Origin of the sequence: Actinomadura sp. KC216 (assembly GCF_004348535.1) — a bacterium.
Lineage (GTDB): Bacteria > Actinomycetota > Actinomycetes > Streptosporangiales > Streptosporangiaceae > Spirillospora.
The window spans coordinates 44,017-62,310 of the sequence record NZ_SMJX01000009.1; the positions used below are offsets into that span (position 1 = coordinate 44,017).

General features: G+C 73.0%; 16 protein-coding genes. 9 read left to right on the forward strand and 7 right to left on the reverse strand.

Going from position 1 to position 18,294, the window contains the following annotated elements; translation table 11 throughout:
• Positions 1–23: 23 nt before the first annotated feature.
• A complete protein-coding gene (fxsT, locus tag E1264_RS02955) occupies positions 24–2,558 on the reverse strand; it encodes an FxSxx-COOH system tetratricopeptide repeat protein (protein WP_132169289.1) in 2,535 nt (844 codons plus the stop codon).
• Positions 2,559–2,800: 242 nt separating this feature from the next.
• Between fxsT and E1264_RS42955 the strand changes: the two genes are divergently transcribed.
• The 6 genes from E1264_RS42955 (at position 2,801) to E1264_RS02975 (ending at position 10,301) form a co-directional block, all read left to right on the forward strand.
• Positions 2,801–2,950: a hypothetical protein gene (locus tag E1264_RS42955; RefSeq protein ID WP_165963935.1), complete on the forward strand. Its 150-nt coding sequence runs from the start codon at positions 2,801–2,803 to the stop codon at positions 2,948–2,950.
• Positions 2,951–3,026: 76 nt separating this feature from the next.
• The gene (locus tag E1264_RS02960) at positions 3,027–4,997 is read left to right on the forward strand and encodes a tetratricopeptide repeat protein (protein WP_132169292.1); all 1,971 of its coding nucleotides are present in this window, start codon (positions 3,027–3,029) and stop codon (positions 4,995–4,997) included.
• A 231-nt stretch (positions 4,998–5,228) separates the two neighbouring features.
• A complete protein-coding gene (locus E1264_RS02965) occupies positions 5,229–6,509 on the forward strand; it encodes an MFS transporter (protein ID WP_165963936.1) in 1,281 nt (426 codons plus the stop codon).
• Between the two features lie 132 nt (positions 6,510–6,641).
• Positions 6,642–7,727: a hypothetical protein gene (locus E1264_RS42960; protein ID WP_165963937.1), complete on the forward strand. Its 1,086-nt coding sequence runs from the start codon at positions 6,642–6,644 to the stop codon at positions 7,725–7,727.
• A 2-nt stretch (positions 7,728–7,729) separates the two neighbouring features.
• Positions 7,730–9,535, forward strand: coding sequence for a serine/threonine-protein kinase (locus E1264_RS42965; protein ID WP_165963938.1), 1,806 nt, complete (start codon positions 7,730–7,732; stop codon positions 9,533–9,535).
• 40 nt (positions 9,536–9,575) lie between these two features.
• The gene (locus tag E1264_RS02975; protein ID WP_132169298.1) at positions 9,576–10,301 is read left to right on the forward strand and encodes a class I SAM-dependent methyltransferase; all 726 of its coding nucleotides are present in this window, start codon (positions 9,576–9,578) and stop codon (positions 10,299–10,301) included.
• 12 nt (positions 10,302–10,313) lie between these two features.
• Here the strand turns inward: E1264_RS02975 and rox are convergent, their stop codons facing one another.
• Positions 10,314–11,744 (reverse strand): rifampin monooxygenase, encoded by a 1,431-nt coding sequence (gene rox, locus E1264_RS02980; RefSeq protein WP_132169300.1) that lies wholly within the window; start codon positions 11,742–11,744, stop codon positions 10,314–10,316.
• A 188-nt stretch (positions 11,745–11,932) separates the two neighbouring features.
• A complete protein-coding gene (locus tag E1264_RS02985) occupies positions 11,933–12,478 on the reverse strand; it encodes a TetR/AcrR family transcriptional regulator (RefSeq protein WP_207935684.1) in 546 nt (181 codons plus the stop codon).
• A gap of 116 nt (positions 12,479–12,594) precedes the next feature.
• Here E1264_RS02985 and E1264_RS02990 point away from each other — a divergent pair, with 116 nt between their 5' ends.
• Together E1264_RS02990 and E1264_RS02995 are read left to right on the forward strand one after the other, a co-directional pair.
• Positions 12,595–13,446 carry an alpha/beta fold hydrolase gene (locus E1264_RS02990; protein ID WP_132169304.1) on the forward strand — a complete coding sequence of 284 codons (852 nt, stop codon included), beginning with the start codon at positions 12,595–12,597 and terminating at the stop codon, positions 13,444–13,446.
• Positions 13,443–14,915, forward strand: a complete 1,473-nt coding sequence (locus E1264_RS02995; RefSeq protein ID WP_132169306.1) for an erythromycin esterase family protein — start codon at positions 13,443–13,445, stop codon at positions 14,913–14,915. Before E1264_RS02990 ends, E1264_RS02995 begins: the two co-directional genes overlap by 4 nt.
• A 169-nt stretch (positions 14,916–15,084) precedes the next feature.
• On the opposite strand, the gene E1264_RS03000 is transcribed toward E1264_RS02995, so the two are convergent.
• Positions 15,085–15,624 carry an EF-hand domain-containing protein gene (locus E1264_RS03000; protein ID WP_165963939.1) on the reverse strand — a complete coding sequence of 180 codons (540 nt, stop codon included), beginning with the start codon at positions 15,622–15,624 and terminating at the stop codon, positions 15,085–15,087.
• Positions 15,625–15,838: 214 nt separating this feature from the next.
• Here E1264_RS03000 and E1264_RS03005 point away from each other — a divergent pair, with 214 nt between their 5' ends.
• On the forward strand, positions 15,839–16,294 hold the full coding sequence (locus E1264_RS03005; RefSeq protein ID WP_132169310.1) for a TerB family tellurite resistance protein: 456 nt from the start codon (positions 15,839–15,841) through the stop codon (positions 16,292–16,294).
• 75 nt (positions 16,295–16,369) lie between these two features.
• On the opposite strand, the gene E1264_RS03010 is transcribed toward E1264_RS03005, so the two are convergent.
• The 3 genes from E1264_RS03010 to E1264_RS03020 all read right to left on the reverse strand — a co-directional run.
• Positions 16,370–17,296, reverse strand: coding sequence for a M48 family metalloprotease (locus E1264_RS03010; RefSeq protein ID WP_132169312.1), 927 nt, complete (start codon positions 17,294–17,296; stop codon positions 16,370–16,372).
• Positions 17,293–17,655: a BlaI/MecI/CopY family transcriptional regulator gene (locus E1264_RS03015; RefSeq protein WP_132169314.1), complete on the reverse strand. Its 363-nt coding sequence runs from the start codon at positions 17,653–17,655 to the stop codon at positions 17,293–17,295. Before E1264_RS03015 ends, E1264_RS03010 begins: the two co-directional genes overlap by 4 nt.
• Before the next feature lie 152 nt (positions 17,656–17,807).
• The coding region (locus tag E1264_RS03020; RefSeq protein WP_132169316.1) for a snapalysin family zinc-dependent metalloprotease at positions 17,808–18,294 on the reverse strand (487 nt) is incomplete at its 5' end.

Genomic DNA, 18,294 nt, shown 5'->3' on the forward strand with positions numbered 1-18,294 from the left:
CGCCCATCCGGCACGCGTCGGGATCAGATCGGCGGCGGGTCGAAGTCGGCGTCCAGGTGGCGGCCCTCCATGAAGACGACGGCGTCCGGGTGATTCAGGGTGAGCGTTCGCCGGTAGGTCTCCAGGGTAGCGTCCTTCAGTTCGGTCGCCTCCTCCGTCCGTCCGGCGGCCATGAGGTCGGCCGAGAGGTTGGCGGCGCCGGTCAGGGTGAGCGGGTAGTGGTCCTCGAACAGCGCGCGCAGCCGCCGCAGGGTGTCCTCGCCGAGGCTGCAGGCCGCGTCGAACTCGCCGAGCGCGGCCAGGTCGCTGGCCAGGTTGAGCGCCGTGGTCAGCGTGTAGTCGTGGTCGCGGCCGAGCCGCGCGTCCAGCGCGGCGAGCGCCCGCTCGTTCAGCTTCCGCGCCGCCTCCGCGTCGCCCTGGACGCGCCGCAGGATGGCCAGGTTGGTCAGGCACGCCGCGGTGAAGGGGTGCGTCTCCGGGAAGATCTCCGCGTACCGGGCGGCCGAGTCGGCCGCCAGCTCCGTCGCCTCCTCCAGCCGGCCCGACGTGCGCCAGAGGTTGGACAGGCACACGGCGGCGGCGAGCGTGTCGGGGGACTTCAGCCCGTACAGCCGGACGCACCGCTCCTGCACCTGCGCCGCCAGCTCCTCGGCCCGCTCGAAGTCGCCGTACCTGCGCAGCGCGACGGACAGGTCCTTCCCGATGCGGAGCGTCCAGTTGTGCTCGGGGCCGATCGCCTCCTGCGCGATGGCGTAGGCGTCCTCGCCGAGGTCGCACGCCTCCGAGAAGTCCCCGCACAGCCGGACGGCCCTGCCGAGCCCGTTCAGCGCGCTGAGCATGCTGGCCTTGACGATCGCGGGCCCCTGCCGCCGCCACCCGGAGTACGCCCGGTTGTGCAGCTCCCGCGCCTTCCTGTAGTTGCTCACGAGGCCGTAGTCGAGAGCGAGGTTGTTCATGGCGCGGATGGTTCCGACATGGTCCGGGCCGTATTTGTCCTCGAAGCGGCGTACCGCGTCCTCGTCGCGCCGCAGCGCCTCGCGGAAGTCGCCGAGCGCCCTCAGGTCGGCGGCCGAGCCGCGCAGCGCGAACAGGGTGATGTCCTCGCTGGGGCCGAGCGTCTTCTCGGCGGTGCTGAGGACCTCGGCGTTGAGCTCGGTGACCTCGTCGTATCTGCCCAGTTCCCGCAGGGTGTTGGTGTGTTCGAACTTCGCGCGGATGACGTCGGGATGCTCGGGCCCGGACGCGGCGCTCCAGGTGTCGATGAGGCCCTTCGCGACGCTGGTCGCGGACGTGTAGTTGGCCGAGTTCCACAGGTAGCGCAGCATCCGGATGGCGAAGGCGCGGACTTCGGATACGCGGCAGTCGGCGACCGCCGCGGGACCCAGATGCCCCACGAGACCGGCGTACTTCGGCCAGTTCGACTCGTCGTTGGGGTCGCCCAGCTCGTAGGCGGCCAGGAGGAGATGCACCTCGTGCTGGTTGCGCTTGCGCTCTTCCGGGGACAGCTCGTCCTGCACCAGCTTCTGGACCAGGCGGTGGATCTGAATCGTCCGCCCCGGTATGTCCAGGCGGGCCAGCGCGTACCTCCCCAGCTCACCGAACGCGCGCCCCAGCCGGATGGTGTCGTCGAGCAGTCCGGCCATCTCGGGACGCAGCCCCGCCGGCGCCGCGCTGAGGACCTCCCTGGGAATGGGTTCGGAGCCGAAGAACGCGCAGACCCGCAGCAGGTCCACCGCCTCCGGGAGGCTGTCGCTGAGGTTCGCGACCGAGACGCTCCACGCGGCCGTCATCGGCACCGGGTACTCGACGGGCCGCCCCTGGGAGAGCAGCTGGCTGGTGCGGTCGGCCAGCTGCTCCAGGTACTCCGGCACGGTCATGCCGCGCTCGAACAGCAGCGCGCCGGCCTGTTCCAGGGCCAACGGCAGGTCGCCCAGCTGCTCGGCGAGGCGGTCGGCGTCCTCGGGGCTGATGGAGTCGCGCACCCGCTTGGTGAGGAACTCGATGCTCTCGTCGCGGCGGAACACCTCCACGGGGACCGCGTCGACCAGGCTGGCCCAGCGGTGGTTGCGGGACGTGATCAGCACGTGCCCGGGGTCCTGCGGGAGGATGTCGTACAGGTCTTCCGGCTGGTCGGCGTTGTCGAAGACGAGGAGCCACTTGTCGTAGGGGGTGCCGCGGCGCAGCGCGTCCAGGACGTTCTTCGCCGCCTCCTCGACCCCGGTCACGCTCGCCGGCGACAGCCCGAGGTGGGGCGCGAGGTCGGCGAGCACGGCCTTCACCAGGTACTGCTGGTCGGCCGGAATCCACCAGACGACGTCGTAGGTGTGCCGGTAGCGGTAGACGTACTCCACGGCCGTCAGCGTCTTCCCGACGCCGCCCAGGCCGTGCAGCGCGTGCGGCTGCGGGACCACGGCGGTCATCCGCCCGGTGATCCCCTCGCGCAGGGTCGCCAGGAGCTCTTCCCTGCCGGTGAAATTCCTGTTGCGTGGCGGAACGTGTCCCCAGACCGGCGGGACGCGCGACTCCGGCGTTCCGGCGACTCCCTTTTCTCCGGCCACTAGATCCGCCTCCGACTCACGTGCGGGCGCTGCCTTTCGGCAAGTCTAGATCCGGCACGACATGGCAGGCTACGGTGAATGGAAAACGCCACACCGGAATGTCCTGGAAACGTGTCACGTGACACGTTCCTAATTCGGCGGACCGGAAACAATGTTTCGTTCTGGACGTAGGAGAAGGCGGCCGGACGGGGCTATATTGGGACGACGGCCCGAGCCGGGCAGCCGATCCACAAGGAGGGATCATGCCGCCACTCACCATCGATACCCAAGGAATCACGCCTGACCTCCTCCAGTCGGATGACAATCCGATTCTCACGGACGCGATCCAGGAAGTGATCAATCCGACCCGTACGGCGGCGGCCGACGCCACGGGTTGGAACAACGGCTTCTAGTGCACGGGCGGCCGGCCGGCGGGAGACCGCATCCGGACGATTTCCCGCCGCCGGCCTCTCACCATGTGACCAGGAAATGAGCGCCAACGCCCCATTCGTCGGCCCGCGCCCGTTCGACACGGCGGACGCGGCGATCTTCCTGGGCCGCGCCGATGAGGCCGCCGCCCTGGCGGACGCCTGGCGCGGCAACCGGCTCACGGTGCTGCACGGCCCGGCGGGTGTCGGCAAGACCTCGCTGCTGAGCGCCGGCGTCCTGCCGAGGCTCGGTCCCGGCCCGGACGGCGGCGCCGAGGTGCTCCCGATCGGGCGCCCGGCGTTCACCGGCGACTTCCCGCTGGCCGCGCTCCCGGACCTCAACCGCTTCACGTTCGCGGTCCTGGCGTCCTGGTTCCCCGGCGAGCCGCCGACCCGGATCTCGGGCTCGTCGATCGCCGGGCTGCTCCGCCGGAGATCCCCCGGCGACCGCCCCGGCCGGGCCGGTGGCGAAGGGCCGTCCGGGCGGCCGCTGCTCGCCGCGGTCGACCACGCGGACCTGCTCTTCCCAGTGGACGGTGAACGGGCGCGGCATGCCGCGCGGTTCGCCGAGGAGCTGGTCGCGGCGCTCGCCGACTGCCCGCGCCTGCGCCTGCTCATCGCGGTCCGCACCGAGAACGTCGAGGAGCTGCTGGAGCTGCTGGCCCGGGCCGGGCTGCCTCCCTCCGCCGCGTCCCGGTTCCCGCTCCGCCCATTCGACCCGGACGCCGCCGTCCGCACGGTCAGCGGGCCCCTGGCCGGCACCGGCCACCCGCTCGCGGCGAGCGCCCGGCGGCTGGTCGACGACCTCGGCGGGGCCGAGCCCGGAGCCGAGCCCGGGAGCGATCACGGTATCGATCCCGCGCTCCTGCAGATCGTCTGCCGCCGCCTCTGGGACGAGTCCGCGTCCGGAACCGGGCCGCCGATCGCGCACCTGCCCGAACTCGTCGACCGGATCCTCCGCGACCACTGCCTCGGTGCCCTGGCGGCGACGGCGACCGACCATGGGAAGTACCCCGGCACGCTCACGGAATGGTTCAGGAACGAGTTCGGCCACCGCCCCGGCGCGGCCCGCGAAGGCGGCGGGCGGGGAGCGGATGAGCCGTCCGGTTCGGTGATGGCCGCTCTGCTGGACGCGCGGCTGCTGTACGCGGAAGGACGTCCGGGCAGGCGCCGTTACCGCCTGCGGCAGGGCAGGCTCCGACCGGTGGTCCGGCGGCTCGACCCCGACGCCGCGGCGGCCGCGCGCGAGCGTCCCCGGCGGCTGGACGAGGCGGAGGCGGCGTTCACCGTCCGCGACCTCGGATCCGCCCGGAACCGCGCCCGCGCCGTGACCGAGGCGGCCACCGACGACCGGGAACGCGCGGCCGCCGAATGCCTGCTGGGCACCATCGCCTACGAGCACGGCGAGCAGCGTCTCGCCATCGAGCACTACGAGACCGCGGCCCGGGCGTACGGCGCGTTCGGGGACGCCGCGCACGTGGGCATGCTGCTCGCCGCGGTCGGCCGGTTGAAGATCGGCGACGGGCCGTCCGAGGCGGTGAACCGGCTGCGCGCCGCGCTGACCCGGCTGCCGGGCGACCTGTTCGTGAAGACGGCGCTCGCCCATGCGCTCTGGTACGCGGGACGCACCCAGGCGGCGCTCGCGATCCTCGACGACGCGCTCAGCCAGGACGGCGGCACGCCGGAGGCGCTCCGGCTGCGCGGTGAGCTGCTGGCCGATCTCGGCCGCGGCGGGCCCGCGCTGCGGGACCTGGACCGCGTGAACTACGGGGACCGTCCGTCCAGCCGTGCCGCGTGGGCGCTGGCCACGCTGACCCACACCGGGATCGGCCCGGCCGGGACGGACGAGGTCGACCTGATCGACAGCGCCGACGACAGCGGGCCCGCCCTGCTGCGGGTGGCGAGGGTCCTGCGCCTCGGCGGCGAGGCCGACACGGCCGCCGGGCTGGCCGAACGGGCGGTCAGGGCGCGGCGCCCGCCGCTCCCCCGGCACCTGCATCCGGAGGCCGAGAAACTCATGACCTCGGGATAGGCGACTGATGGGGCACCTTTCCATTCGTTGTCCCGCTGGGTGGGTCGCTCGCTGGGTAATCTCCCCGGATGAATCCGAGTCTCGTGACCCGCTCTTCGGCGCCGGTAGGCGGTGGATCCTTAACATTTAGCGGCGGATCCTTACCATCGATGACCGCCCCGCCGGATGCGTGCGACCCGGCAGGTCGCACGCATTCGCGGAGGGCGACGGTCGTCAGAGGCCCGGCAGCCGATGAGAGGGCGTGACTTCACGCTGCTGTGGAGCGCCTCGGCGGCCTCCCAGTTGGGTCACATGTGCGCCCTCACGGCCAATCCCCTGCTGGCGCTCCTGCTGACGGGCTCGCCGGTCGTGGCGGGCTGGGTGAGCGCGGCCAGCACGCTGCCCGCCCTGCTCATGCACCTGTCCGCGGGCTGGCTCGTCGACCGTTTCGACCGGCGCAAGCTGATGCTCGCCGGGCAGGCGGGACGGCTGGCGGCCGGGGTGCTCCCGGTCGGCGCGATCACCTTCCAGGAGTGGGCCGCCTCGCTGCTCATCCTCTTCGCCTTCTTCGAGGGCGTCTTCCTGGTGCTCTACCACGCCGCGGAGGTGACCGCGGTCCGGCACGTCGTGTCGTCCGCGAAGCTGCGGACGGCGCTGGCCACCAACGAGGCGCGCGGCCATCTCGCCCAGCTGCTCGGCAGGCCTCTCGGCGGCTTCCTCCTGGGCTGCGGAAAGTACCTTCCGCATTTGGTGGGCGTGCTGGCCTCGGTGTGGGCGATATTCGCGCTTTCCCTCATGCGCACAAAGAATTTCCGGCCGCGCGACGTCCGTGATCCAGCAATGGCGGAACCGGATGACGCCGCCGCTTCCGTCTCCTTCCAGGCCGCCCTGCGGATCGTGCTCGGGAGCCCCTTTCTCCGCACCGTGCTCACCGTCGCCGCCGCCTGCAATTTCCTGTTCCAGGCGGTCGTGCTCTCGCTTCTGGTCCTGGCCAGGGAGCACGCGATGTCCGGCGGCCAGATCGGGCTGCTGCTGGCCACGTCCGGCATCTGCGGGCTCGCCGGGTCGATCGCCGCGCCGAAGATCGAGGAGCGGCTCGGGGACGGGCGGACGATCGGCGTCTGCATGGTGACCTGGACCGGGCTGACCCTCGTCGTCGCGGTGTTCGCCGACCCCGTCATCGGCCTGGTCGCCTGGGGCGGCCTGAGCCTGACGGGCGGACTCCTCAACTTCGCCCTCATCAACCACCAGACCGGGCGGGTGCCCGAGCACATGCTCGGCCGGGTCATGGGCGTCGGCCGCTTCGTCACCGGCGGCGCCCTCCCCCTCGGCGCGCTGACCGCCGGATACCTCGTCGCGACGCTCGGGCCGCGGCACACCACCTGGCTGGCCTGCGCGGGCGTGTTCCTGGTGACCTGCGCGACCCCCTTCCTGATGCGTCCACCCATGCGCCCGCGTCCTCGTCCTCGTCCGCGTCCGCGCCTGCGTCTGTGTATGCGTGTGCGTCCGTGCGGGGTGCGGCGCTCGACGTAGCCGCGGCGTCCGGAGCCGCAGGAGGCCGCCCACCGCCGGCCGCTTGTGTGTCATGTGACCTTGACGGGCTGGTGAAACCCCGTGGTACACCTCGGTCGGAGGCAGTGACCGGCCGACGAACCGAGGCAGCGCATGTCCCACTCCAGCGCCCCCTGGACACCCAACGGGCTGTGCTCGCTCTTCGTCTGCGACATCGAGTCGTTCTCGACCGGCGCGCGGAGCGACGTCGTCCGGCACCGGCTCAGGCAGGCGCTCTACGACGGGCTGCACGCCGCGTTCGACGGCGCCGGGATCCCCTTCGCGTCCTGCTACCGCGAGGACCGCGGCGACGGCGTGCTGATCGTCCCGCCGCCGGACACCGACCCGGCCGCGCTGCTGGCACCCGTGGTCGAGCGGCTGCGGGCCGAGGTGCGGCGGCACAACGACGTCTCCAACGGCGCCGCGCGGATGCGGCTGCGGGTGGCGGTGCACACCGGGCAGGTCACCTCGGACCGGCACGGCCTGGTCGGGACGGCCGTCAACCACGCGTTCCGGATCCTGTCGGCCGGGCAGCTCCGGGAGGGCATGCGGCGGACCGGGGCGGACCTGGCGGCGGTCGCGTCGGACCGCGTCCACGAGGACCTGATCCGGCACGGCCTGGGCCTGGTGGACCCTGGCGAGTACGAGCGGATCGTGGCGCGGGTGAAGGAGACCGAGGCGCCCGCCTGGATGCGGATTCCGGGCTTCCGCCCGCCGTTCCTCCCGGCCCCCGCCGCGCCGCCGACGATCGTCGACGCGCGCGTCCTGCCACCGGCGGAGCCCGCGCGGCGGCCGCCCGCGGCCCTCCCGCCGAAAGCTCCCGCTCGGCCGTCGCTGCCACCGCCGTCGGTGCCGCCGCCGCTGCCGCCGTCGGTGCCGCCGCCGCTGCCGCCGCCCGTCACGGTCGCCGACCCGCCCCCGGCGCTCGACGTCGCCGTGGAGCGCGCGATGTCCCTCCGGGAGCTCCGCGCGCGCCGCCTGCGCGACCAGATCGTCGCGGAGCTGCCGCTGCCGCTGGCCACCCGGCTCGGGACCCGGCCGGGCGGGGACGACCGCGCCGACCTGTACGCCATCGTCAGCGCCTGCCGCGACCACCCGCGCGGGCTGGCCGAGCTGCTGCGCGCCGTCAGGAGGTTCGCGGGGGACTCGCCGCAGGTGGCGGAGTTCGGAGAGTCGATCGACGCGCTGGAGCACGCGTAAAGGTGCCCCTCCAACCCCTGCTGGAAGGCGACGCCAGGCACATCGGCGAGTACCGGGTGCTCGCCCGGCTGGGCGCGGGCGGGCAGGGCGTCGTCTACCTGGGCGAGGCACCGGACGGCCGGCGCGTCGCGATCAAGCTGCTGCACCCCTGGTTCGGCGGCAGCCCGCAGGGCAGGCGGCTGTTCGAGCGGGAGATCAGGCTCGCCGGGCGGGCCACCGGCTACACGGCCCGCGTCCTCGGCTCCGGCGAGCAGGCAGGGCGCCCGTACGTCGTCAGCGAGTACATCGAGGGCGAGTCGGTGGAGGACCGGGTCCGGCGGGCCGGGCCGTACGGCCGCGCGGAGGTCGTGGCGCTCGCCGCGGCCATCGCCTCGGCGCTCGCCGCCGTCCACGCCGCCGGGCTCGTGCACTGCGACTTCAAACCGGGCAACGTCCTCACCGGCCCCTACGGCGCACGCATCGTCGACTTCGGCATCGCGCGCGCCCTGGAGACCATCGCGCACCGCGACCACGAGCGCCGGGGCACCCCCGCCTACATGGCGCCGGAGCAGGTCACGGGCGGACGGCTGGGCCCGCCCACCGACGTGTTCGCCTGGGGGTCGACGATGGCGTTCGCCGCGACCGGCACGCCGCCGTTCGGCCACGGCGACGCCGAGAACGGCCACGGCACCATGTATCGGATCGTCAATCAGGAGCCGGACCTCGGCGGCGTGCCCGAGCCGCTGCGCGCCGTCGTCTCCGCCTGCCTGCGCAAGGACCCGGCCGACCGTCCCACCGCCTCCGGGGTGATGTCGATGCTCGGCCAGGGCGGGCCGGCGCCGTCCTCCGGCGGGCCGCCGGTGCCGTCGCCGTTCGGCGTCCCGATCGGCGATCCTCTGACGGGCCACACCGGGACGATCCGGTGCGTCGCGTACGGGTCGTGCGGTGACCTGCCCCTCGCGGTCACCGGCGCGCACGACCGGACGGCCCGCGTCTGGGACCTCGCCGCGCGGCGGCGGCACGGGCCGCCGCTCCGGCACGACGCGCCCGTGCTCGCGGTCGCCTGCCGCGAGGAGGCCGGGCTGCCGATCGCCGTCACGGGCTGCCAGGACGGCACCCTGACCGTGTGGGACCTCGCCGCCGGAGAGCGGGTCGGCGAGCCGCTGCGCGGTCACGGCGGCGCGGTGACGTCGGTCGCGACCGCCGTCGTCGGCGGCAGGACGCTGGCGGTCAGCGCGAGCGACGACCGCACCGCGCGCCTGTGGGACCTCGCCGCTGGCCGCCAGATCGGCTCGCCCCTCACCGACGACGCCAGCCCCATGCCGGTGGCCTGCGGCGAGCTCGACGGGTCCGCGGTGGCGATCATCGGCGGGATGTGGGACCAGTCCGTCCGCGTCCTCGACCTCGGCGACCGCCGGTGGACCGACCTGCGGCTGACCAGCCACACCGACTCGGTCGTCGCGGTGGCCTACGGGCGGCTCGCGGGCCGGCCCGTCGCGGTGACCGGCGGCTACGACCGGACGGTCCGCGTCTGGGACCTCGGGACGCGGCGCGAGCTCGGCAGCCCGCTCGTCCACGAGAGCGCGGTCCTGTCCGTGACGTTCGGCATGCGCGGCGGCGAGCCGATCCTGCTGGTCGGCGGCGCCGACGGCGCGGTCCAGGGGTGGAGCCTGCCGTCGCGCCGATCGCTCGGCGACCCGCTCGCCGCCGGGCCGTCCGCGCGCGGCGGCGCCGTCCCGGTCGCGTTCGGGCGGATCGACGGCCGGCCGATCGCCATCACCTGCCCCGAGGACCTCGGCGTCCGCCTCTGGAGCCTCGGCACCCCCTGAGCCCGTGCCGTCCCGGCGCGCCGGGAAGTAGCCTTGGCCGGTGTTCTCCGCTCAAGGTCCATCCCTGCGCGAACTGGCGATCCAGGCCCTGTCCTCGGTGGAGGACGCCTATGACCTGCTCGCGCCCAAGTTCGACCGCACACCGTTCCGCACCCCCGACAGCGTGCTCGGCGCGACCGCCGACGCGCTGCGCCCGCTCGGGCCGTTCGATGCGGGCCTGGACGTGTGCTGCGGTACCGGCGCGGGAATGCGGGTCCTCCGGCCCCTCTGCGAGAAGCGCATCTCCGGTGTCGATTTCAGCGCCGGAATGCTCGCGCAGGCGCGCGACGCGCATCCGGACGCCGAATGGGTGCGCGCCGACGCCCGTGCCCTGCCCTTCGACGAGGGCTTCGACCTCGCGGTCAGTTTCGGGGCGCTCGGACATTTCCTGCCCGCCGAACGTCCCGCGGTGTTCTCCGGGGTGTACCGCGCGTTGCGGCCCGGCGGGCTTTTCGCGTTCCCGATCGGTGCGCCGCCGCCCGTCGCCTCGGGCTTGTACTGGATGCTCCTCGGATTCGACGTGGTGATGCGGATTCGCAACGCGGTGTGGCGCCCGCGGTTCGTCATGTACTACCGGACCTGGCCGCTGCACGCCCTCCGCGACGAGCTGACCGCGGCCGGGTTCACCGTGACGACCGTGCCCCTGCCCCCCATGGGGCAGCGGGCGGACGGAAGCGCACGGTACCGGCTCGTCCTCGCCCGCAAGCCCGCGAGCACGAGCCGGTAGGGGCCGGGGTCCTCAGGCGGCGGCGCCGAACCATCGGGGCAGGTGGTCGAGGAGGTCCCGCTGGTCGTCGCCCGCCCACGCCACGTGGCCGTCCGGGCGCAGCAGCACGGCCGGTGCGTCCAGCTCGTCGGAGTGGTCGACGACGTGGTCGACCCGGTCCGCCCAGCCCGCCGCCGACAGCCGTCCGGTCTGGCCGAGCAGCAGGCCGCGGCCGCGGTGCGTCAGCTCGTAGACGCGGCCCCGTTTCAGCTCCATGTCCCGCAGCCGGCGGCCGACCAGCGGATGCCCGCCGGACCCGCCGCCGAAGTCGTACCGGACGCCGATCGCTATGAGCTTCTCGGTCAGGTGGCGGTTCACGTCCTCGAAGTCCATCAGCTCGGACATGAGCCGCCGCACCGATCGCGGGCCCGCCCCGCCGGACATCAGCTCGGTCTGCGCGCGGACGTTGTCCAGCACGTCGGCGGCAACCGGGTGCCGTTCGGCGTGGTAGGTGTCCATCAGCCCGTCCGGGGCCCAGCCGCCGACCTCGGCGGCGAGCTTCCAGCCGAGGTTGAACGCGTCCTGGATGCCGAGGTTGAGGCCCTGCCCGCCGAGCGGCGGGTGGACGTGCGCCGCGTCGCCCGCCAGCAGCACCCGGCCGGACCGGTAGCGCTCGGCCAGCCGGGTCGCGTCCCCGAAGCGCGACAGCCGGCGCGGCGAGTGCACGCCGAAGTCGGTCCCGGCGTAGGCCCGTAGCTGCCGCTTGAACTCCTCCAGGGTCGGCGGGACCGTGCGGTCGGCGGCCACCCCTTCGGCGGGCACGACGACGCGGTACGCCCCGGCCATGGGTCCGACACCGAACCGCAGCTCGGTCTTGCGGACGTCCGCGACGACGGCGGCGATCGTCGCGGGGTCTTCGGTCGCCTGCATCTCGCCGAGCAGCGTGTCGGCCCGGGTGGGCTCGCCGGGGAAGCCGACGCCGAGGAGCTTGCGCACGGTGCTGCGGCCGCCGTCGCAGCCGACGAGGTAGCGCGAGCGCAGCCGGGTGCCGTCCGCCAGCTCGGCGGTCACCCCGGCGTCGTCCTGGTGCAGCCCGGCCAGCTCGGAGCCGCGCCGGATCTCGGCGCCGAGTTCGGCGGCGCGCTCGGCCAGCAGGCGATCGGTGACGGGCTGCGGGATGCCGAGGACGTAGGGATGCGTGGTGTCCAGCCCGCCGGGCGGGGGCTTGGGAATGGCGGCGAAGAATCCGCCGATCGGGTGCTTCGTACCGTGCGCGAGGAACCGTTCCAGCAGACCGCGCTGCTCCAGCACTTCGATGCTGCGCACGTGCAGGCCGAGCGCGCGAACGAACGAGCTCGGCTCGGCGTCCCTTTCCAGGACGAGCACCCGCACGCCGTGCAGCCGCAACTCGCTCGCCAGCATCATTCCGGTCGGTCCGCCCCCGGCGATGATCACGTCAATCATGAACCGCCCATTCACTGAGGTTGTTTCCGGCCGCAGATTCTGCGGCACGACCCGGGGCTTGCCGCAAGCCCCCCAGTGCGCTATAGATTGAACGTGGCAGGGAGTTGCGGTCTCCCTGCCTTTTTGCTGCCGGCGGACGAAATGGGCTATGGGCTCTGGTCTATGGCTGCCGGTCTATGGCTGCCGGTCTATGGCTGGAGGGCGTCGAGGAACGGGCCCACGACCGCCATCACGTCGCGGCGCGCGGCGGCCGGGTCGTCGGCGGCGCTGATCAGGAGCGCGGTCTCGTCCGCGACCGCGAGCAGCGCGTGCGCGAGCGCCTTGACCGGCAGCTCCCGGACCGTCCCGCCGGCCATTCCCTGGGCGAGGACGCCCTCCATCATGCCGAGGACGTGGCGCTGGCATATCTCGCGCCAGCGGGCCCAGCCGACCACGGACGGCCCGTCCACCAGGAGGATGCGCTGCAGTTCGGGGTCCTCGCAGGCGTCGAGCCAGGCCAGCATGGCGCGGGTCATCGTCTCGCGGAAGTCGCCCTCGGGAGCCGTGGCCGCCGCGTCCGCCACCCGCCGCGCGGCCTCGCCCTCCAGCTCGTCGAGGACGGCGACGAACAGGCCGGTCTTGTCGGCGAAGTGGTGGTAGAGCGCGCCGCGGCTGACGTCCGCCGCGCGGACGATCGCATCGGTACCGACACCGGCGAAGCCGTGTTCGGCGAACAGCTTCCGGCCGGCGCGCACGAGCGCCGCCCGGGTGGTGGCCGAGCGGTCTGCTTGCGTTCGACGAGCTTGTTTCATACAGTCTGTCCGTAAGATACATGCAGGTTGTATGTTACTTATCTTAGGAGGTGGGCCGGATGGAGATGATCGATCTGCCCCACGGCACCGTAAGCTACCGGGCCGCCGGTCCGGAGGATTCCGCGTCCCCGCCGGTCGTCTTCGTCCATGGCTTCCTGGTCGACGGCTCGCTCTGGTCCGGCGTCGCGGACCTGCTGGCCGCCAAGGGCGTCCGGTCCTACGCCCCGCAGTGGCCGCTCGGCTCGCACCGCGTGCCGGTGCCCGGCGCCGACCAGTCGCCACGGGGCGTCGCCCGGCAGATCCTGGCGTTCCTCGAAGCCCTCGACCTCACCGACGTCACCCTGGTCGGGAACGACACCGGCGGCGCGCTGTGCCAGTACGCCGTCGACACCGACGCGAGCCGGATCGGCCGCCTCGTGCTCACCAACTGCGACGCCTTCGACACCTTCCCGCCGTTCCCCTTCAACGTGATCTTCCAGCTTCTCAAGGAACCGCGCCGCCTCCGGTTCAACCTGCAGCCGATGCGGCTGCGCGCGTTCCGGCACTCGCCGCTCGGGTTCGGCCTCCTCGCGCGCGGGTTCGACCCGGCGCAGTCGCGCGCCTGGATCGAACCGGCGCTCACCGACGCGGCCGTCCGGACGGACGCGGCCCGCTTCCTCCAGGCCGTCGACCCGCGCGAGCTGAACGACGTCTCGACGCGGCTCGGCGCCTTCCGCGGCCCCGTCCGGCTGGTCTGGGGCACCGCCGACCGGGCGTTCAAGCCGGCGCTCGGCAGGCGGCTGGCGGCGGCGTTCGGCGGCGCCGAGTTCGTCGAGATCCCCGGCGCCCGGACGTTCGTCCCGCTCGACGCGCCGCAAGCGCTCGCCGACCAGATCGCCGGCATCGCCGCATCCTCGAAGGAGCAAGCATGACTCGCGAGACAGCAGGGCGGAGCAACGCCCACGGGCTCTCCCGCCGCGCCCTGATCACCGGCGGCACCGCCGCAGCCCTGTCCTTAGGGTTGCCGAGAGCCGCCGACGCCACGGCCCCGGCGGGTACGGCCCCGGCGGGCACGGACGCGCTGCGCGCCTGGCTGGACCGGCACGCGCTGCCGCTCCCCCGCCTCGACGCCGCAGGCCCGCTGGACGACCTGCGTGCGCTGCGCCCCCTGATCGGCGACGCGCGCATCGCCGGGATCGGCGAGCCGGTGCACGGCAGCCACACGGTGACGACCCTCAAGCACCGCGTGGCGCGCTTCCTGGTCGAGCGGCTCGGGTTCCGGACGATCGCCTGGGAGGAGAGCTGGGCCGCCGGAGTCGCCATCGACCGCTACGTCACCACCGGCTCGGGTGACGCCGCCTCCGTGGTCGGCGACGCGATGTTCATGCTCCGCAGCCACGGCATCCTCGACCTGGTGGCATGGATGCGGGAGTTCAACGAGGGCCGTCCGGCGCACGACCGGGTGCGCTTCCTCGGCGCCGACATCCTGGAGCTGCGGCAGCGGCTGTACGACGAGATCCGCGCGTACGTCAGGGACGTCGCGCCGGACCGGTACGCCGAGCTCGACGGCCACCTGTCGGAGATCGACATGCACGGCGACCATCGGGACCATCTGATCTGGTACAACGACCCCGATTTCACCGACGAGCTCAAACGCCCGTACATCGGGCACGCGCGCGCCGTCCTCGACCTGGTGCGCCGCGCAGGCCCCGGCCGGCCGGCGGTCTCGGGCGCCGGACGAGCGGCGGTCTCGGGCGCCGGAGGGTCGGGCGTCTCGCGGGACGACGCCGTCCAGCACGCGCTGGCTCTCCTCGGCTGGTACGAGTCCTACACGACCGCCGGCGACCGGCAGGACACGCGGGAGCGCTACATCGCCCGGTTCGTCGAGAACTGGCGCCGCCGGACCGGTCACCGCATCGTCTACAGCGCCGCCAACGCTCACACCGCGGGCGTCGAGGAGCAGGTGGTCTCGTTCCCCGACGAGTACCCCGGGCCGGACGTCACCCGGCGGCGGATGGCGGGCGGCATCCTGCGGCGCGTCCACGGGAGGCGGTACCGCTCGATCGCCACCGTCTTCGATCACGGGGACGTCCTCACCGGCTGGGAGCGGGGCGGCCCCACGGTCTACGCGATGCCGTCCCCGCACGAGTCGTTCGTCGACCGCGACCTCGGCTCGGCGCGCCTTCCCGACTACCTGGTCGACCTGCGGCACGGCGCCCCGCCGCCGGTCCGGCGCCGCCTCGACGGGCCCGCCAAGCTGCGGACCGTCAGCGCCGCCTATTTCCCCGAGAACGACGCCGAGTATTACCACTCGGTCGGCTCGCTCTCGGGCGCGTTCGACGCGATCCTGCACATCGACCGGATCGCCCCGACCCGCCTCCTGGCCGCCCCGAATTCTTGATAAAGGCGGCCCTGCTGGCCCGTCTGCGCGGACCCGCAGAACAGCAGGGACCGGGCCGTCATCGAAAGCACCGATGACGGCCCGGTCCCGTCAGATCATGCGCGCCCGGACCGGCTCCGGGCGCCAGGTCGCGCCGCCGCGGGGCTTCGCGTTTCCGGCCGCTGTCCGGTCAGTAGGGGCCGCCGAGGAACGACTTCGTTTCGGGGTCGATTTCGAGGTAGAACTTGAGCCACGCCCTCCGGTACTCCTCCGTGGAGATGGAGCCGTTTCCGTCGGCGTCCATATCGGCTGCGGCCTGGCGTGCCTCGTCCGGGACGAGGCCGGCGTTCTCGAGGAACGTCTGGAGTTCGGCCAGGTCGATCCGTCCGTCGTCGTCGGTGTCGATGACCGCGAACTCTGCGCCGGCAGCGTCCGCGATGCTCTCGGTGAAGAGCGATCCGTCGCTCATCCCGCTGGACATCGCGTTGATGAACTCCTCGCGCGTGACGCGTCCGTCGTAGTCGGCGTCGGCGTAGTGGGCGACGACCTCCCAGAAGCGCTGGTAGGCGGCGTGGAGCGCCTGGCTCTTGGCGGAGTCGACGGGAACGTTCCCGGCCCGCACGACGCCGCCGGCCAGCGCCGCCAGATCGCTCGACTCGATCGACCCGCTGTGGTCGACGTCGAACAGATCGAAGGTCCGGCCGTACCGGAATGCCGCGTTGTCGCTCATGTGAGCCCTCCCGAGGTCACCGTGCTGGGCGCAGGACGTCACCGTAGCCTTACGCATGGTGTCCGCTGAATAGCGGAGAGTGGCCCAGGCCATAGCCGCGGATGGACATTGGCCATACCTCCGCGCCCACGGCCCTCGGATGGCGCGCCGCGGCTACTACGGGTGTAGCAGGTCCGTTAGGGTCGGACGGGACGGACCACGAGCGGAGGAATCGATGCCTTTCTGGGACAAGCTGCGCGAGTCGACCCAGACCCTGCAGACGCAGCTGCTCAGCAAGAAGAACGATCTGAAGAGCGGCGCGTTCCGGGACGCGAGCATGGCGATGTGCGCGCTGGTCGCCGCCGCCGACGGCAGCGTCGACCCGTCCGAGCGGCAGCGGACCGCGTCCCTGATCTCCAGCAACGAGGTGCTGAAGAACTTCCCCGCCGACGACCTGCAGCGCCGCTTCAACGACTACGTGTCGAAGCTGACCGCGGACTTCGACTTCGGGAAGGTCTCCGTCCTGCAGGACATCGGCAAGGCCAAGAAGAAGCCCGACGAGGCGCGCGCCGTGATCCAGATCGGCATCATCATCGGCGGCGCGGACGGGAACTTCGACAACGCCGAGAAGGGCGTCGTCCGCGAGGCGTGCCTCGCGCTCGGCCTCGACCCGTCCGAGTTCGAGCTCTGACCTCCGCCCGCCGTCACGGCGGACGGCGGATCAGCGGACGGCGGATCAGCGGACGGCGGATCAGCGGACGGCGGGTCAGCGGAGGGCGAGGAGGGCCAGCAGGCACGAGAGGGCGGCCTGGTCGAGCTGGAGGGTCGCGGCGGTCAGCGAGCTGGTGACGAAGCCGTTGCCCATGAACAGCAGCGGGCCGGTGACCGCGTTCCTGTCCGGTGGCGTGCCGAGCAGCGCCTGGACGCGCTCGACGACACCGGACTCGGCGAACGCGATCGCCGGTCCGGCGGGCCCCCCGGCAGCCGGTCCCGCGGGCGGTCCGGCGGGCGGCGGGTGCGCGAGGGCGGCCTTGGCGATCGTGCGGGCGACGAGGGCGCGATCGCCGGTCGCCTCCGCCGCGTCCTCGTCGGCCCACCGCTCCACGGCGAGCCGCAGCCGCTCGTTCAGCGGCCGGAGCGGCCGCAGCACCGCCGCGCCCAGCGCACCGGCCGCCGCGTAGCGGTGGTGCCGGTGCCGCAGGTGGGACGACTCGTGCTGGAAGACGACATGGAGCTCGGTGGCGGTGAACGTCCGGAGCATGCCCTTGGACAGCAGCACCCCGCCGTGCCGGCCCGGGACGGCGACGGCGATCGGGACCTCGGTCTCCAGCGGCTCCCGCGCCTGCGACCGCGCGGTGCGCAGCTCGTCCAGCCAGCTCGCGGCGGCGCGGGTCGTGGCGAGCAGCCCGGCGGCGGACAGGACGGTCGCCGGGATCCCCACCACGCCCGGGACCGGCGCGTCGTCGCCGAACAGCGCCCACTCGGGGACGTGCGCGACGGCGGACGGCGCGAGCGTCGCCGCGTAGTTGATCGCCACGAAGATGCCCGTACCGAGCGCCGCGACCGCCGTCATCGCGCCGGTCGTGGCCAGGAGCCGCGCCGACCAGGACGGATGCAGGGGCAGCCGCGTCCGGCCGAGCGCCGAGCTCAGCGCCAGCATGACGACGAGGGGCATGAAGGTGAACCAGGTCACCTGCCCTCCTCCGGCCGGTCGAGGAAGTCGCGCAGCTGGCGCGCCTCCTCGTCCGTGAGCGTCTGGACGAACCGGTTCAGCACGCCGCCGGGGTCGTTGGCGTGGCGGAGGTGCTCGCGCATGCGGTCCGCCACGAGTTCCGACTCGTCGACGGCGAGCCGGTAGCGGTAGTGCCGGCCCGCCCGCGTCCGCGACACCAGCCTCTTCTCGTACAGCCGGTGCAGGATCGTGTTCACCGTCGTGTACGCCGGGTCTCCGTCGAGCCGCTCGACGATCTCGGCGGTCCGGGCCGAGCCGCCGAGCCCGGCCAGCGCCGCCAGCACCTCCGCCTCCAGCTGTCCCAGCGGCCTACGCGACAACGGCTTCTCCCTCCACGGTCGCCTTCTCCACGAGCCGCGGGCAGAACGGCAGGCAGTTGATTCTGCTTTGTAGCAGACAGGGCGACCGGAATGGAGCATGGCGGCCGGTGGCCACCGCGGGCGCCCCGGTCACGGGCACCCGCGGTGTGCGCTCACGGCGCGTCGACCACGAGGCTCCCGGCGAAGGGGGAGCTTGAGGCGGCGGCGCGGGCGCGGGCGCGGTAGTTCGCCTCGACCCGCGCCTTCTCCGTGGCGTTCGGAATGGCGTTCTTGCAGCCCACCCCGGCGGTGGACCCGGACATCAGCGACGAGCACGGACCGGGCTTCATGTCGGGCAGGCCGAGGCTGTGGCCCAGCTCGTGGGAGGCGATCCGGGTGAGGTCGTACCCCTGGGTGACCGCCTGCCGGCCGAACCAGACCTGGACGCGTCCACCGGGCCGGACGGGACCGACGATGGCGCGCGGCCAGCCGTTGTCGGCGATGATCTGGATCTCCGCCCGGCCGCCGGGCTGCGCCTTCACCAGCTCGACGTTCTGAAGGTTGTCGTTCCACACCTTGGCGCCGGCGGCCATCGCTTCCTTGAACTCGGCGGCCTGGCTGTCGTCGTAGTACAGCGTCGTCTGCAGGACGGGGCGGGGA

Excerpts from the sequence above, each read along its gene's own strand:
- E1264_RS03000 (WP_165963939.1), bottom strand. The coding sequence starts at position 15,624 with ATGAGCGACAACGCGGCATTCCGGTACGGCCGGACCTTCGATCTGTTC.
- E1264_RS03005 (WP_132169310.1), top strand. The coding sequence starts at position 15,839 with ATGCCTTTCTGGGACAAGCTGCGCGAGTCGACCCAGACCCTGCAGACG.
- E1264_RS02990 (WP_132169304.1), top strand. The coding sequence starts at position 12,595 with ATGGAGATGATCGATCTGCCCCACGGCACCGTAAGCTACCGGGCCGCC.
- E1264_RS42955 (WP_165963935.1), top strand. The coding sequence starts at position 2,801 with ATGCCGCCACTCACCATCGATACCCAAGGAATCACGCCTGACCTCCTC.
- E1264_RS02960 (WP_132169292.1), top strand. The coding sequence starts at position 3,027 with ATGAGCGCCAACGCCCCATTCGTCGGCCCGCGCCCGTTCGACACGGCG.
- rox (WP_132169300.1), bottom strand. The coding sequence starts at position 11,744 with ATGATTGACGTGATCATCGCCGGGGGCGGACCGACCGGAATGATGCTG.
- E1264_RS02965 (WP_165963936.1), top strand. The coding sequence starts at position 5,229 with ATGAGAGGGCGTGACTTCACGCTGCTGTGGAGCGCCTCGGCGGCCTCC.
- E1264_RS02995 (WP_132169306.1), top strand. The coding sequence starts at position 13,443 with ATGACTCGCGAGACAGCAGGGCGGAGCAACGCCCACGGGCTCTCCCGC.
- E1264_RS42960 (WP_165963937.1), top strand. The coding sequence starts at position 6,642 with ATGTCCCACTCCAGCGCCCCCTGGACACCCAACGGGCTGTGCTCGCTC.